Raw genomic sequence first — 14,356 nt, 5'->3', positions numbered from 1 at the left:
GCGCCCGGGGACTCACCCGGCGGGCTCGGCCCGCCGGGTCTCGGCCGTCACGCGTCCGCGGGGCGGAGCTTCAGCGAGATGGAGTTGATGCAGTACCGCTGGTCGGTCGGGGTGCCGTAGCCCTCGCCCTCGAAGACGTGGCCCAGGTGCGAGCCGCACTTCGCGCAGCGCACCTCGACCCGGTTCATCCCGTGGCTGTCGTCCTGGATGTACTGCACCCGGTCCTCGGCCAGCGGCGCGAAGTAGCTGGGCCAGCCGCAGTGCGAGTCGAACTTGGTCTCCGAGCTGAACAGCTCGTTGCCGCAGGCGCGGCAGGAGTAGACGCCCACCGTCTTGGTGTCGGTGTACTCACCCACGAAGGGGCGCTCGGTGCCGGCCTCGCGCAGCACCGCGTACTCGGCGGGCGTCAGCTCGCCGCGCCACTCCGCGTCGGTCTTCTCGATCTCGTAGCCCATGATCGCGCTCCTTCGGTCAGCCGAGGGTGTCCAGGCGGGAGAGGATCTCCGGACCGAGGAAGGTGACGTCCCCGGCGCCCATGGTGAGAACGAGGTCACCCGGCTTCGCGATTCCCGCGACGAGGTCCGGGACCGCCGCGAGCGAGTGGGAGCCCTGGACGTCCGTGCCCTTGGCGCGGGCCGCCTCGATGACGATCTCGCTGGTGATGCCCGGGATCGGGTCCTCGCGGGCCGGGTAGACGTCCAGCACCACGACCTGGTCGGCCAGCGACAGCGCCTCGCCCATCTCCAGACCGAGCTCCCGCGTGCGGCTGAAGAGGTGCGGCTGGAAGACCACGACGACCCGGCCCTCGCCCGCGGCCTCACGGATCGCCTGGAGGTCGGCCGCGATCTCGGTCGGGTGGTGCGCGTAGGAGTCGATCACCTGGACGCCGGCGGACTCGCCCTTCAGCTGGAGGCGACGGCGCACGCCCTGGTAGGTGCTGAGCGCCGGGGCCAGCTCCGCCGCCGGGACGCCGAGCTTGACGCCCGCGGCCAGCGCGGCGACGGCGTTGTGCGCGTAGTGACGGCCCGGGACGTTGACGGTGAAGGTGTACTCGTGCCCGCCGTCGAACTCGACGGTGACCTCGCTGGTCATCCCGCGCGGAGTGATCTTGCGGATCCAGAAGTCCGCGGGCTCGGCCTCGCCGACCTTCACGATGTCGAAGTGGCGCCCGGAGACCCGCGAGGCCAGCTCGGCCGCACCCGCGTGGTCGATGTCGACGACCAGCGTGCCGCCCGGCGTGATCCGGTCGCAGAAGGCCTCGAAGGACTCGTAGATCTCGTCCATGGAGGCGTAGTTGGCGTGGTGGTCCAGCTCCACGTTGAGGACGATGGCGACCTCGGGCGTGTACTTCTGGAAGCTGCGGTCGCTCTCGTCCGCCTCGGCGACGAAGATCTCGCCGGCGCCGTGGTGGGCGTTGCTGCCGGGCTCGTTCAGGTCGCCGCCGATGGCGAAGGACGGGTCGAGGCCGAGGGCGGTGAGGCTGACCGCCAGCATGCTCGTCGTCGTGGTCTTGCCGTGCGTGCCGGCGACGGCCAGCGCCCGGCGGCCCTCCATCAACGCGGCCAGCGCGTCGGAGCGGTGCACGATCGGCAGGCCGCGACGGCGGGCCTCGGCGATCTCCGGGTTGTCCTCGCGGATCGCGCTGGAGACGACGATGGCACTGGCGCCGGCCGGCACGTTCTCGGCGGCGTGGCCGACGTGCACCTCCGCGCCGAGCTGGCGCAGGGCCAGCACGACGGTCGACTCCTTGGCGTCGCTGCCGGAGACCTGCGCCCCGCGCAGCGCGAGGATCTTGGCGAGCCCGGACATGCCGGCGCCCCCGATGCCGATGAAGTGCGGGGCGCCTAGGGGCGCGGACGAGGCGTTCATGGTGTCGGGCTCCGATTGCTCGCGTCGACGACGGGCGGTCGCCTCGATTCTGCCGCATCCAGGGCGAGGCGCCCGCCAGGCACTTCAGCTGCGCGGCGGAGCCGCCGATGTGCGGCTCCCCCCGGCCTTCGGCCGGGAGGCGCGCCCAGCGCGGGCCCGACAAGCCGGGCCCTGGGCGGTCGGATCCCGGGCGGACGAGGCCGTCCTCCTCGATCGGCCGTCCTCCTCGGTCGGGTTGCCCACGCGGGGCGCGGCACTAGTCCTGCTGGGAGAAGAGCTGGAGCACCGGGACGCCCACCTTGTGCCGGGCCTGTGAGGCCCAGTCGCGGTGGAAGAGGCCCTCGACCCAGTGCGGAGCGGCCAGCACGATCACCTCGTCCGCGGAGACCTCCTTGACCAGGTCCTGGAGGCCCTCCAGCGGGTTGTGGTCCACCACCGCGCCCTCCGCGCCGGCCGCCCCGGCGTGCCGCAGCGCGCGCAACGTGTGCTCGAGCGCCGCGTCGGCGGCGCTCAGCGCCGCCTGCCCGTGCGGCTCCTCCCGCTCCTTGGCCGCCTGTTCCAGGTAGCCGAACGCCACGTCGTCGATCGCGCGCAGAAACTCGTCCTGCTTGCCGCGCGGCTGCATCACCACGTGGAAGAAGACGTTCTCGTCGGCATGGAGCGTGGTGACCAGCTCGACGTCGGCGTCCGACAGCGCCTTCTCGATCAACAGAACGGTAGTGAACACGTGAGTCCTTCTTCCCTCGTCAGCCGGAGAACCTGTCGTCCAACCGCCACGGCCCGCCATGGCGTGCTGCCCGGCGTGCCGCTGTGCGCTGCTTCTGCATCCTCCCGCAATATCCGGAGGCAATCCCTCCGTTATTGCGCAATCTTCACGCTACGGGTGTAGCGAGCGAAGAGGAAACCTTTCTCCTCCAGCAGCCCGACCAGCTCCATGCGCTGGGCGATCGACTTCGCGCCGTGGGCGATCCGGGGTGCGTCACCGGCCGCGAGCAGGGGTGCGAGGGTCAGACAGAGTTCGTCGAGACGGTCCGCCTCGGCGAGCTGACCCAGGAGTCGGGGGCCGCCCTCGGTCAGCTGCCGCGTCCAGCCCCGCTCGGCGAGCGCGGCGGTGGCCCGGCCGATGTCGACCTGCTCCTCCCCGGCGACCACGACGTCCGAGACCCGCCGCGTCGCGGCCAACGCGTCGGCCGGCGCCGCCTCCGCCGTCACCACGACGGTCGGCACCCGCGGCGAGGTGAAGAGCGGCAGATCGAGGTCCAACTCCAGGCTCCGGCTGACCACCGCGATCACCGGCGCCGGCCCCTGGCCGCGCGCCGCGCGCTCCGCGGCGAACTCGGCGCGGGCCATGGCCGGGCGGTAGCCCTCCGCCCGGACGGTCTGCGCGCCGACCAGGACGACGTCCGCGAGCGCCCGCAGCACGCCGAAGATCCGCTTGTCGGCGGGGGAGGAGAGGCCCTCCGAGAGCCCGTCCAGCCGGGCGGCGCCGTCGAGGCTGCTGACCATGTTCGCCCGCAGCCACGGGCGGCCGGCGTCGACGACCTCGGCGGGGTACGCGTACGCGTCGGCGAGCGCCGCGAGGCTCCACCGGTCCGCGTCGGCACCGGCCGGTGCGGTCTCGTTCTGGCCCGGTCTGGAGGTGAAGTCCGTCACATCCGGGGCGTACGGAAGCAGTCTGCGCACATGGGGCAGTCTTCCACGCCCCCGAGGACCGTACCCTTGGGACTCGTGTCGCCTGTGCCTCCCATAGCCCTTGCCGAGCGTCGACCCGTCGTCGCCGCGGAGCGGCTGATCGCCGAGATGGTCCCGCCGCCCCGCTTCCAGCAGGCGCGCTTCAGCACCTACATCCCGGACCAGCGGCAGCCCAGCCAGGCCGAGGCCGTCCGGGTGCTGGAGACCTTCGCCTCGGGCCTCACCGCACGGGACGGCGCCTCCGCCAAGCCCGCGAAGAAGCGCTGGTTCGGCCGCTCCGCGCAGCCTGCGACGCCCGCCGGCCCGGGCGGGGTCTACCTCGACGGCGGCTACGGCGTCGGCAAGACCCACCTGCTCGCGTCCCTGTGGCACGCCACCCCCGGTCCCAAGGCGTTCGGCACCTTCGTCGAGCTCACCAACCTCGTCGGCGCGCTGGGCTTCCAGCAGGCCGTGCAGGCGCTCTCCGGGCACACGCTGCTGTGCATAGACGAGTTCGAACTCGACGACCCGGGCGACACCGTCCTGGTCTCCACCCTGCTGACCCGCCTCGCCGAGGCCGGCGTCAAGCTCGCGGCCACCTCCAACACCCTGCCCGGCAAGCTCGGCGAGGGCCGGTTCGCCGCCTCCGACTTCATGCGCGAGATCCAGGGCCTGGCCTCCCGCTTCCGCAGCCTGCGCATCGACGGCCAGGACTACCGCCACCGCGGCCTCCCCGAGGCCCCGCCGCCGTACAGCGACAGCCAGGTCACCGACCTGGCCGGCTCCTACGGCGCCGGCGCGTCCCTGGACGACTTCGACCGGCTGCTGACCCACCTCTCCGAGGTCCACCCCTCCCGCTACGGCGCGCTCCTCGACGGCGTCGACGCCGTCTTCCTGCGCGACGTCACGGCCGTCCCGGACCAGAGCACGGCGCTGCGCCTGGTGGTCCTGGCGGACCGGATGTACGACCGCGAGCTGCCGGTCGTCGCCTCCGGCACCGCGTTCGACTCCATATTCAGCGAGGAGATGCTGAACGGGGGGTACAAGAAGAAGTACTTCCGCGCCATCTCCCGCCTGGTCGCGCTCGCGCGCGACAGCCGGCAGATAGCCGCCGCGAGTTGATCCACCCGCTGCTGGCCGCGCGCTTCAGCCCGGACAAGTTCGATCCCGCCTGTGCGGTCGACGACGAGGCGCTGGAGCTGCTGCTCGAAGCGGCACGGTGGGCGCCGTCCGCCGGGAACGCCCAGCCGTGGGGCTTCCTCCCGGCCCGGCCGGGGGAGCTCGACCACGACCGGATGGTCCCCCACCTCGCGCGCAGCTCCGCGCGCTGGGCACTCGACGCCGGTCTGCTGGTCGTGACCTGACCCGGCGCTGGGTCGACGAGCCGGGGATCGCGTACTCCGAGTTCGCCGACTACGACCTGGGCCAGGCCGTCGCCCACCTCACCGTCCAGGCGCAGGCGCTGGGTCTCGCCGCCCACCAGTTCCGGGCCTTCGACCTGGACGGGCTCACCGCCGAGCTGCGGCCGGCACCCGGCTGGGAGATCGTCTCGATGCTCGCCGTCGGCCGCGCGGTCGACGAGCCGTCCGTGGCACGGGGGCGTCGCAGCGTCGCCGATCTGGTCACGGCGCCCTTCCGGGCGGTCACGGAAGGCTAGATCCGGCCCACGGCCATGATGTGGGCGCTCGACGCGATCATCTCCGGGTCCTGCTCCGTGACCCGGGCGGTGCGGATCGCGGTCGCGACGAGGTCGTCGCGGTCCTCGACCAGCCCCGAGACCAGCAGCGGCCAGAGCGGCCCCTCGATGCCGTACAACGATGCCTCGCCGAGTCCCGCGTCCCGCCACTCCTCGCGCAGCTCCGCCGCCGTGTGGAAGTAGGCGACGGTGAAGCCCGACCGCGGGTCGTTGACGCCGGTCTCAGCCAGCTCCGCGGCAAGCTCCTGCGCCCGCTCGTCGGTCGTGATCCGGCCGCGCGCGGACAGGTCCAGCAGCGGGGCGTGGCGGGAGATCACCGCGGCCATGATCACGCCGCCTGGTCGGACGACGCGATGCGCCTCCCGCAGCGCCCTGATCCGGTCCGACCGCTCCGTCAGGTGGTAGAGCGGGCCGAGCAGCAGCGCCGCGTCGCACGAGTCCTCGTCCTGCGGCAGCGCCCGCGCGTCTCCGGGCAACGCGGTGAAGGACCCGTGGCGGGAGGCCTGGTCGACATGGCGGGGGACCGGGTCCAGCAGCGTCACCCGGTAGCCGCGCGCGGCCAGCTCCGCCGCGTGCACGCCGGGGCCGCCGCCGATGTCGAGGACGCGGGCCGGGGCCGGCGGCAGATGGCGGGCCAGCAGCTCGAGCGTCCGCAGCCGCTCGGCGCGTCCGGCCGCGCTGCGATGGAGACGGTCCGACTCGTCGTAGGCGTCGGTGTAGAACTCGATGATGTCGGGATGCACACTCATGACGGGATGCTGCCAGCGCTGTCGAGGGGGCCGCCTCCCCATTTCGCGGCCGTTTGTCAGTGGCGGGTCGTACGGTTGGTGGCGTGAGACCCATCACCGAGCTTCAGCGGTCCGTGGCGCCCTTCGAGGTCGTCAGTCCCTACCAGCCCAACGGCGACCAGCCCACCGCCATCGCGGAGCTGGAGCGCCGAATCCGCGCGGGCGAGAAGGACGTGGTCCTGCTCGGCGCGACGGGCACGGGCAAGTCCGCCACCGCGGCGTGGATGATCGAGAAGCTGCAGCGCCCCACGCTCGTCATGGCGCCGAACAAGACGCTCGCCGCCCAGCTGGCGAACGAGTTCCGCGAGCTGCTGCCGAACAACGCGGTCGAGTACTTCGTCTCGTACTACGACTACTACCAGCCCGAGGCGTACATCGCGCAGACGGACACCTACATCGAGAAGGACTCCTCGATCAACGAGGAGGTCGAGCGGCTGCGCCACTCGGCCACCAACTCGCTGCTCACCCGGCGCGACGTGGTCGTGGTCGCCTCCGTCTCCTGCATCTACGGCCTCGGTACGCCGCAGGAGTACGCGGACCGCATGGTCCAGCTCAAGGTCGGCGACGAGATCGACCGGGACGCGCTGCTGCGCCGGTTCGTCGAGATCCAGTACAACCGCAACGACGTGGCCTTCACTCGCGGCACCTTCCGCGTCCGCGGGGACACGATCGAGATCTTCCCGGTCTACGAGGAGCTCGCGATCCGGATCGAGATGTTCGGCGACGAGATCGAGGCCCTCTCCACCCTGCACCCGCTCACCGGCGAGGTGATCAGCGAGGACGAGACGGTCCACGTCTTCCCGGCCTCCCACTACGTCGCCGGCCCGGAGCGGATGGAACGCGCCATCGCCGGGATCGAGACGGAGCTGGAGGAGACCCTCGCCAGGCTGGAGAAGCAGGGCAAGCTGCTGGAGGCCCAGCGGCTGCGCATGCGCACGACGTACGACATCGAGATGATGCGTCAGATCGGCACCTGCTCCGGCATCGAGAACTACTCCCGCCACATCGACGGCCGTACCGCCGGCAGCGCGCCGAACACCCTGATGGACTTCTTCCCGGAGGACTTCCTCCTGGTCATCGACGAGTCGCACGTGACCGTGCCGCAGATCGGCGCGATGTACGAGGGCGACGCCTCGCGCAAGCGCTCGCTGGTCGAGCACGGCTTCCGGCTGCCGTCGGCGATGGACAACCGGCCGCTGAAGTGGGAGGAGTTCGTCCGGCGCATCGGGCAGACGGTCTACCTCTCCGCCACGCCGGGCGAGTACGAGCTCTCCCGCGGCGACGGCCACGTCGAGCAGATCATCCGCCCGACGGGTCTGATCGACCCGGAGATCGTGGTCAAGCCCACCGAGGGCCAGATCGACGACCTGGTCCACGAGATCCGGCTGCGCACGGAGAAGGACGAGCGCGTCCTGGTCACCACGCTGACCAAGAAGATGGCCGAGGACCTGACGGACTACCTCCTCGAGCTCGGCATCCGGGTCCGCTACCTGCACAGCGACGTCGACACGCTGCGCCGCGTGGAGCTGCTGCGCCAGCTGCGCGCGGGCGACTACGACGTGCTGATCGGCATCAACCTGCTGCGTGAGGGCCTCGACCTGCCCGAGGTCTCCCTCGTCGCGATCCTGGACGCGGACAAGGAGGGCTTCCTGCGCTCGCCCCGGTCCCTGATCCAGACGATCGGCCGCGCCGCGCGTAACGTCTCCGGCCAGGTGCACATGTACGCGGACCGGATCACCCCGGCCATGGAGCACGCGATCTCGGAGACCAACCGCCGCCGCGAGATCCAGCAGGCGTACAACGCGGAGCGCGGCATCGACCCGCAGCCGCTGCGCAAGAAGATCGGCGACATCCTGGACACCCTCGCCCGCGAGGACATGGACACCGCCGAGCTGCTCAGCACGGGCTACCGCGGCAGCGGGGGCGGAGGCGGCGGTCGCGGCCAGAAGGCCGCGGTGCCGGTGCTCGGACTCAAGGCGGACGTCAAGGGGGCGAAGAGCCTCCCGGCCGCCGAGCTGGCCGAACTGATCGGCGAGCTGACGGAGCGTATGCACACGGCGGCGGCCGAATTGCAGTTCGAGGTGGCCGCGCGGCTGCGCGACGAGGTGAACGAACTGAAGAAGGAGTTGCGCCAGATGCGCGAAGCCGGGATCGCCTGAGTGACGGAGGCCCGTTTACTCCACCCCAAGCTCCGACCGAGCGCCTATGGTGCTCGATAGAAGCTGCATGGAACGGACACAGGTCCACGGGCGTCCGACAAAGGGGAGGGCCGAGCCATGTCGGTGAGTCTGAGCACGGGCCAGAGCATCCGCCTCGACCGCGCGGACCCGGGGGGCGGCCCGCCGGTGATCCGGCTCCATCTCGACTGGCAGGGCGCGCCGCGCCGGGGCATCTTCGGATCGCGTCGGCGCGATCCGAAGGTGGACCTCGACGCGTCCGCGGTGCTCTTCGCCGACGGCACCCTGGCCGATGTCGTCTTCTTCCAGCACCTGGTCAGCAACGACGGCTCGGTGCGGCACACGGGCGAGAGCGAGTCGATCACGGTGGACCTGGGCCGGGTCCCCGACCGGATCACGCAGATCGTCTTCACGGTGAACTCCTACAGCGGCCAGAGTTTCGCCGAGGTCCAGCACTTCCGCTGCGAGCTGGTGGACGACGGCACCGGGGCCGAGCTCGCCCGCTTCACGCTGAGCGGCGGCGGTGAGCACCGCGGCCAGGTGCTGGCCAAGGTCGGCCGGGACGAGGGGGGCGCGTGGGAGCTCACCGCGATTGGCGTGCCGACCCACGGGCAGACCTTCCGGGAGATGCTGCCCGTGATTGAGAAGCACTTGTGAGTGTGAGCACGCCCATGTCGACGCTTCGCCCCACCCCGTCGTCCACTCCCGCCACCCCGCCCGCGCCGATCTGGGCGGAGGAGTTCAGCAGTCCCCTGACATGGGGCCGCCGTTGGGTCGGTGACACCACCTCGGCGTACGAGTACGGCAACCACAACCCGAACGACAACAAGCTCGACTGGTTGGACCCGAGCGCGGTCTCCGTCGCCGACGGCGTCGCCACTTTCACCGCTCGGCCCGGCTCGCACACCCTGCGGAACGGTCGGCGCGCCTGGACCACCGGCCTGCTCACCACCGAGGGTTCCCAGGAGGGGTTCCAGGTCACGACCGGCGACCACATCGAGACCCGGGTGCAACTGCCGACCGGTCAGGGCGCCTGGCCGGCGCTGTGGACCTGGAAGGACGGCGACGGTGAGATCGACTCCTTCGAGTACCACCCGGACAACCCGAACCTGCTGGAGCTGAGCAACCACGTGGGCGGCGGTGGCACCTACTACACCGACGCGAACCTGATCAAGCCGGGCGGCTGGGTCACCGTCGGCACCACCTACGGTGAGGAGTCGGTCGACTGGTACGTGGGCGGCGTCAAGGTCTTCTCGGACGACACCGGCGTCGGCGTGGACTGGTCCGCCTACCTGATCCTGAACCTGTCCGTCTGCGCCGGTCGGTACCACCCGGCGCCGAGCGGCAGCACGCCGATCACCTTCGCGGTCGACTACCTCCGCGTCTACAGGGCCGCCGACCCGTTTGTTACCCTGGACGGGCCAGCGGAGGGGAGTACTCCCTGAAACGGCGCTCCCGTCATCACGACGGTCCTCGGACCGTCCGGGTGCGTCGACCCGGCTCGTGACGAGCGGGTGGAGGAGACCTCCGGCAGACACACGTGTCTTCTGCCGGAGGAGCAACCGTCCATGGACGTTTCCCTGACCATGTGGGTCACCACGATCGTGGTGCTCGTCGTCCTGATCGCCGTCGACTTCTTCGTCGGCGCGCGCAAACCCCACGAGGTCTCACTGCGCGAGGCGGCCACTTGGTCCGCGGTGTGGATCGCCCTCGCCGGGCTCTTCGCCGGCTTCCTGTGGTGGCACTCCGGCTCGGCCCCGGCCGGGCAGTTCATGGCCGGGTGGATCACCGAGAAGTCGCTCAGTGTCGACAACCTCTTCGTCTTCGTGCTGATCATGGCGAAGTTCGCCGTCCCGCGCGTTCTCCAGCAGCGGGTGCTGATGATCGGCGTGCTGATAGCCCTGGTGCTGCGGGCCGTCTTCATCGCCGCGGGCGCGGCCGTCATCGCCTCCTTCTCGTGGATCTTCTTCCTCTTCGGCGCCTTCCTGATCTGGACCGCCTGGAAGCTGATCAAGGAGACCCGGTCAGGCAAGGAGGACGACGAGTACAAGGAGAGCAAGCTGCTCCGCGCCGTCGAACGCCGCTTCCCGACCACGGACGGCTACCGGGGCACCCGGTTCACCGTCGTGGAGGGCGGCCGCCGGCTGATCACCCCGATGCTGCTGGTGATCCTGGCGATCGGCACGACGGACGTGCTCTTCGCGATGGACTCGATCCCCGCCATCTTCGGGCTGACGCAGGACGCCTACATCGTGTTCGCGGCCAACGCCTTCGCGCTGATGGGCCTGCGCCAGCTCTACTTCCTCATCGGCGGCCTGCTGGACCGCCTGGTGCACCTCTCCTACGGTCTGTCCGTGATCCTCGGCTTCATCGGCGTGAAGCTGCTGCTGCACGCCCTCCACGAGGCGGGCGTCCACGGCGCGCCGGAGATCGGCACGCCGCTCTCGCTCGCCGTCGTGGTCGGGGTGCTGGCCGTCACGACCGTCACCTCGCTGATCGCCTCGCGCCGGACGGCGCGTGCGACCGAGGCGAAGGAGGACGAGCAGGGGAAGGCCGAGCAGGAACTGTCAGGCGCGCGGGAGCGCTAGCTGCTCCAGCTCGGCGGCCGGCACGATCCCGGCGACGCGCGGCGGATCGGCGGGCTCCAGCAGTCGGCTGGGCTGCCCGTCGACGCCGACCGGGACGTCTCCGTCGAGGGTGATCCGGCGGACCAGGCGCGGCTCGTCGCCGTAGTCGTTGACGGCGTAGTGCTGGGTGGCGCGGTTGTCCCAGATCGCGACGTCGCCGACCTCCCACCGCCAGCGGACGGTGTGCTCGGGCTTCTCGACGAAGCGCTGGAACAGCGCGATCAGCTCCCGGCTGTCGTCGCTGGAGAAGCCGACCAGGCTCTGCGTGAAGGCGCCGAGCAGGATCGTCTTCTCGCCGGTCACCGGGTGGACCCGCACCACCGGGTGCTCGGTCTTGAACGCCGTCGCGACGAACACCTGCCGGAACAGCTCGGCCACCTCGCGATTCTCGGCGAGCTCCGGGCGCAGCCCGAGCCGGGCGGCGTAGTCGAAGTCGTTGGTGTGGACGGCGCGCAGGTGCTCGGCGAAGACCTTCAGTGCGGGCGGCAGCGACCGGTAGGCGGCGGCCGTGTTGGCCCAGACGGTCTCGCCGCCGTAGGGCGGCAGCTCGATCGCCCGCAGGATGGAGGCGGCTGGGTAGGCGGGGACGAAGGTGACGTCCGTGTGCCAGTTGTTGGCCCGCACGCCCTTGGTCGCGTCGAGCTCGAACACGTAGCGCCCGTCGGCGGCGGGCACGGTCGGGTGGCCGACCGGCTGACCGAGCAGCCGGGCGAAGTCCTCGTGGCTCGCGTCGTCCAGGTGCTGCTGGTTCTTGAAGAAGATCACCTTGTGGGTGTGGAGCGCGGCCCGGATCGCCTCGACGGTCGGGCCGGACAGCTCGCCGCCGAGCCTGACGCCGTGCAGGAGGGCACCGATGCGACCGCCGAGTCGGGTGATCTGCAAGTGGGTTGGCGCCGTTGCCATGGCTTTCGTCCTTCCAACGAGAACGTGTTTCAGCACATCGTGGACCCGTCCTGTTGCAGAGTCATGGCCCGTGCATGAAGGATCATCCGACGGCTTCGGCGAGGATGTTCAGCGAGGATGTTCGGAGAGGATGGGGGCATGAGCGAGAAGGAAGAGGCATCCCTGCCCGCCGCGGCCCCCAGACCTGCCGCGGCCCGCCGGACCGGCCGGCGGCCGGGCGGCGCGGACACCCGTGGCGCGGTGCTGGAGGCCGCTCGGGCGGAGTTCGGCGCGCGCGGCTACGACAAGGCGAGCATGCGCGGCATCGCGCGGGTGGCCGGGGTGGACGCGGCCCTGCTGCACCACTACTTCGGCTCCAAGGAGCGGTTGTTCCTCGCCGCGCTCGACTTCCCGATCGACCCGGCCACCGTCGTCCCGTTGATCACCTCCGGCGATCCGGAGCAGATGGGCGAGCGGCTCGTGCGCTTCCTGCTCACGATCTGGGGTCAGCCGGAGATCCTCGACCGGCTGTTGGCCGTGCTGCGGACCGCTGTCGGCAGCGAGCAGATCGCCGCGCTGCTGCGGGACTTCATGGTCCGCGAGCTGGTGACCCGGCTGGCGGCCGAGCTGGACCTCGAACACCCCGAGCTCCGGGCCGAGTTGGTGCTCTCCCAGATCATCGGGCTGGCGGTGGCCCGCTACGTGATCCGTGCGGAGCCGATCGCCTCCGCGACGGAGGAGGAGCTGGTGCCGCTGCTGGCTCCCACGTTCCAGAGGTATCTGGCCGGGCCGGTGGGTTGACGGCGGTCCTTGTGCGCGCAAAACTCAACACATGATGAATTCATCTCCCGCCGTCGACGTGCGCGCGCTGTGCGTCGTGCGGGGCGGCAGACCCGTGCTGCAGCGGATCGATCTGACGGTCGCGCGGGGGTCGGTCACCGGACTCCTCGGGCCGAGCGGCTGCGGGAAGACGACGCTGCTGCGCAGCGTCGTCGGGGTGCAGCGGATCGAGAGCGGGGAGGTGCGGGTGCTCGGGCTGCCGGCCGGGTCGCCCGCCCTGCGGAACCGGGTCGGCTACGTGACCCAGGCGCCGTCCGTCTACGCCGACCTCTCCGTGCTCGCGAACCTGCGCTACTTCGCCGAGGTGCTCGGCGCCCCGCGCACCGACCCCGACCGCGTGCTGGACGAGGTCGGGCTGAGTCCGCACGCGAAGGACCTGGTCGGGCGGCTCTCCGGAGGGCAGCGCGCACGGGTCTCCCTCGCGGCGGCGCTCCTCGGCGCGCCGGAGCTGCTGGTGCTCGACGAGCCGACCGTCGGGCTCGACCCGGTGCTGCGGCAGGAACTGTGGCAGCTGTTCCACCGGCTCGCCGCGGGCGGCGCGACACTGCTGGTCTCCAGCCACGTCATGGACGAGGCCGCACGCTGCACCGCGCTCCTGCTGATGCGCGAGGGGCGGCTTCTGGCCCACGACACCCCGCAGGCCCTGCTCGACGCGACCGGCGCCGCGGACATCGAGGGCGCGTTCCTGTCGCTGGTCGCGGACGCCGATACGGACGCCCACGCGGAGGCTCACATGGACGCACGTGCGGACGAAGACGCCGAGGCCGCCTCGGAGGGCACACGATGAACATCCGCCGGACCCTCGCCACCGCCCGCCGCGTGCTGCTCCAACTGCGCAGCGACCCGCGGACCGTCGCCATGCTGCTGCTGGTGCCGTGCCTGCTCATCGTGCTGCTGAAGTACGCCTTCGACGGCCGGCAGGAGGTCTTCGACAGCCTCGGCGCGCCGCTGCTCGGGATCTTCCCGATGGTCGTGATGTTCCTGGTGACGGCCGTCGCGACACTGCGCGAACGCACCACCGGGACGCTGGAGCGGCTGCTGACGATGCCGCTCGGCAGGCTGGACCTGCTCCTTGGTTACGCGCTCGCCTTCGGGCTGGTCGCGCTGCTCCAGGGGCTGCTGGCGTTCGGGCTGACGGTGGGCCTGCTGGGGCTCGACATCGCGGGGCCGAGTTGGGCGCTGCTCGCGGTCGCGGTCGCGGACGGGCTGCTGGGCATGGCGCTCGGTCTCTTCGTCTCGGCCTTCGCCGCTACCGAGTTCCAGGCGGTCCAGTTCATGCCGGCCTTCCTGCTGCCGCAGTTGCTGCTCTGCGGCCTGTTCACGCCGCGCGACACCATGGCGGGCTGGCTGCACGCGGTCTCGGACGTGCTGCCGCTCAGCTATGCGGTCGACGCGATGAACCGGCTCACCTCCGAGGCGGGCTTCGGCGGGGCGGTCGCGGTGGACCTGGTCGTCGTCCTGGGCTGCACCCTGCTCGCGCTGGGACTGGGAGCGGTGACGCTGCGGCGGCGCACAGCCTGAAGCGCCTGCCTGAAGCGGACGGCTGAAGGGCCCGCCTGAAGCGGACGGCTTGAATCGGACTGGCCATGCCGTCCCGGGTGTCCTATGGTCCGAAGAGACCACAGGGACGAAAGGGGCGAAACGTGAAGATCCTCGAGATGATCGCATTCTCGATCGGCGTCATGGCCTTCTCCGTCGGGCTGTTGATCTTCATGATGGGTGGCCTGAAGTACCAGGGCGACGTCAGGTCGAAGGGCAAGCCCAGCCACTGAGCGCCTGAGCGACACGACAGAGCCCCGCACCGGG

16 protein-coding genes are annotated in these 14,356 nt (G+C 71.0%); 10 read left to right on the top strand and 6 right to left on the bottom strand.

Features of this window, described 5'->3' with window-relative positions; all coding sequences use genetic code 11:
• Window positions 1–47 precede the first annotated feature (47 nt).
• From msrB to TR50_RS03940, 4 genes are all read right to left on the bottom strand, one after another.
• Entirely contained in the window at window positions 48–455 is a 408-nt protein-coding gene (gene msrB / locus TR50_RS03955; RefSeq protein ID WP_042413975.1) for a peptide-methionine (R)-S-oxide reductase MsrB, read from the bottom strand.
• 16 nt (window positions 456–471) lie between these two features.
• Complete coding sequence (gene murC, locus TR50_RS03950; protein ID WP_042413971.1) at window positions 472–1,869, bottom strand: UDP-N-acetylmuramate--L-alanine ligase; 1,398 nt, start codon at window positions 1,867–1,869, stop codon at window positions 472–474.
• Window positions 1,870–2,125: 256 nt separating this feature from the next.
• On the bottom strand, window positions 2,126–2,596 hold the full coding sequence (locus tag TR50_RS03945; protein ID WP_042413967.1) for a hypothetical protein: 471 nt from the start codon (window positions 2,594–2,596) through the stop codon (window positions 2,126–2,128).
• Between the two features lie 131 nt (window positions 2,597–2,727).
• The gene (locus TR50_RS03940) at window positions 2,728–3,552 is read right to left on the bottom strand and encodes a pyrimidine reductase family protein (RefSeq protein ID WP_042413963.1); all 825 of its coding nucleotides are present in this window, start codon (window positions 3,550–3,552) and stop codon (window positions 2,728–2,730) included.
• Here TR50_RS03940 and zapE point away from each other — a divergent pair, their 5' ends adjacent.
• From zapE to TR50_RS03930, 3 genes are read left to right on the top strand one after another with little or no spacing between them, the layout of a single operon-like run.
• Window positions 3,553–4,662, top strand: a complete 1,110-nt coding sequence (gene zapE / locus TR50_RS03935) for a cell division protein ZapE (protein WP_042413960.1) — start codon at window positions 3,553–3,555, stop codon at window positions 4,660–4,662. It begins immediately after the preceding gene.
• Window positions 4,659–4,904, top strand: coding sequence for a nitroreductase family protein (locus TR50_RS48410; protein ID WP_236654252.1), 246 nt, complete (start codon window positions 4,659–4,661; stop codon window positions 4,902–4,904). The genes zapE and TR50_RS48410 overlap by 4 nt, the downstream gene beginning before the upstream one ends.
• A complete protein-coding gene (locus TR50_RS03930) occupies window positions 4,790–5,197 on the top strand; it encodes a nitroreductase family protein (RefSeq protein ID WP_236654251.1) in 408 nt (135 codons plus the stop codon). The genes TR50_RS48410 and TR50_RS03930 overlap by 115 nt, the downstream gene beginning before the upstream one ends.
• On the opposite strand, the gene TR50_RS03925 is transcribed toward TR50_RS03930, so the two are convergent.
• Entirely contained in the window at window positions 5,194–5,985 is a 792-nt protein-coding gene (locus TR50_RS03925) for a class I SAM-dependent methyltransferase (protein ID WP_042413957.1), read from the bottom strand. The genes TR50_RS03930 and TR50_RS03925 overlap by 4 nt on opposite strands.
• Window positions 5,986–6,068: 83 nt before the next feature.
• On the opposite strand from TR50_RS03925, the gene uvrB reads away from it, so the two are divergent.
• The 4 genes from uvrB (at window position 6,069) to TR50_RS03905 (ending at window position 10,789) form a co-directional block, all read left to right on the top strand.
• Complete coding sequence (gene uvrB / locus TR50_RS03920; protein WP_042413954.1) at window positions 6,069–8,183, top strand: excinuclease ABC subunit UvrB; 2,115 nt, start codon at window positions 6,069–6,071, stop codon at window positions 8,181–8,183.
• A gap of 117 nt (window positions 8,184–8,300) precedes the next feature.
• Window positions 8,301–8,858, top strand: a complete 558-nt coding sequence (locus tag TR50_RS03915; protein ID WP_042413951.1) for a TerD family protein — start codon at window positions 8,301–8,303, stop codon at window positions 8,856–8,858.
• 2 nt (window positions 8,859–8,860) lie between these two features.
• On the top strand, window positions 8,861–9,646 hold the full coding sequence (locus tag TR50_RS03910; protein WP_236654250.1) for a glycoside hydrolase family 16 protein: 786 nt from the start codon (window positions 8,861–8,863) through the stop codon (window positions 9,644–9,646).
• Between the two features lie 123 nt (window positions 9,647–9,769).
• A complete protein-coding gene (locus tag TR50_RS03905; RefSeq protein ID WP_042413945.1) occupies window positions 9,770–10,789 on the top strand; it encodes a TerC family protein in 1,020 nt (339 codons plus the stop codon).
• On the opposite strand, the gene TR50_RS03900 is transcribed toward TR50_RS03905, so the two are convergent.
• Window positions 10,769–11,731 (bottom strand): TauD/TfdA dioxygenase family protein, encoded by a 963-nt coding sequence (locus TR50_RS03900; RefSeq protein WP_042413942.1) that lies wholly within the window; start codon window positions 11,729–11,731, stop codon window positions 10,769–10,771. The genes TR50_RS03905 and TR50_RS03900 overlap by 21 nt on opposite strands.
• Window positions 11,732–11,869: 138 nt before the next feature.
• On the opposite strand from TR50_RS03900, the gene TR50_RS03895 reads away from it, so the two are divergent.
• From TR50_RS03895 to TR50_RS03885, 3 genes are read left to right on the top strand one after another with little or no spacing between them, the layout of a single operon-like run.
• Window positions 11,870–12,511, top strand: coding sequence for a TetR/AcrR family transcriptional regulator (locus TR50_RS03895; RefSeq protein ID WP_042413940.1), 642 nt, complete (start codon window positions 11,870–11,872; stop codon window positions 12,509–12,511).
• Window positions 12,512–12,542: 31 nt separating this feature from the next.
• Window positions 12,543–13,337, top strand: a complete 795-nt coding sequence (locus tag TR50_RS03890; protein WP_084699709.1) for an ABC transporter ATP-binding protein — start codon at window positions 12,543–12,545, stop codon at window positions 13,335–13,337.
• Window positions 13,334–14,071 (top strand): ABC transporter permease, encoded by a 738-nt coding sequence (locus TR50_RS03885; RefSeq protein ID WP_042413937.1) that lies wholly within the window; start codon window positions 13,334–13,336, stop codon window positions 14,069–14,071. The genes TR50_RS03890 and TR50_RS03885 overlap by 4 nt, the downstream gene beginning before the upstream one ends.
• Window positions 14,072–14,356 lie beyond the last annotated feature (285 nt).

The sequence above is a fragment of the Streptacidiphilus anmyonensis genome (assembly GCF_000787855.1).
GTDB classification, from domain to species: Bacteria; Actinomycetota; Actinomycetes; order Streptomycetales; family Streptomycetaceae; genus Streptacidiphilus; species Streptacidiphilus anmyonensis.
This window is presented reverse-complemented; position numbering and strand designations above follow the sequence as displayed.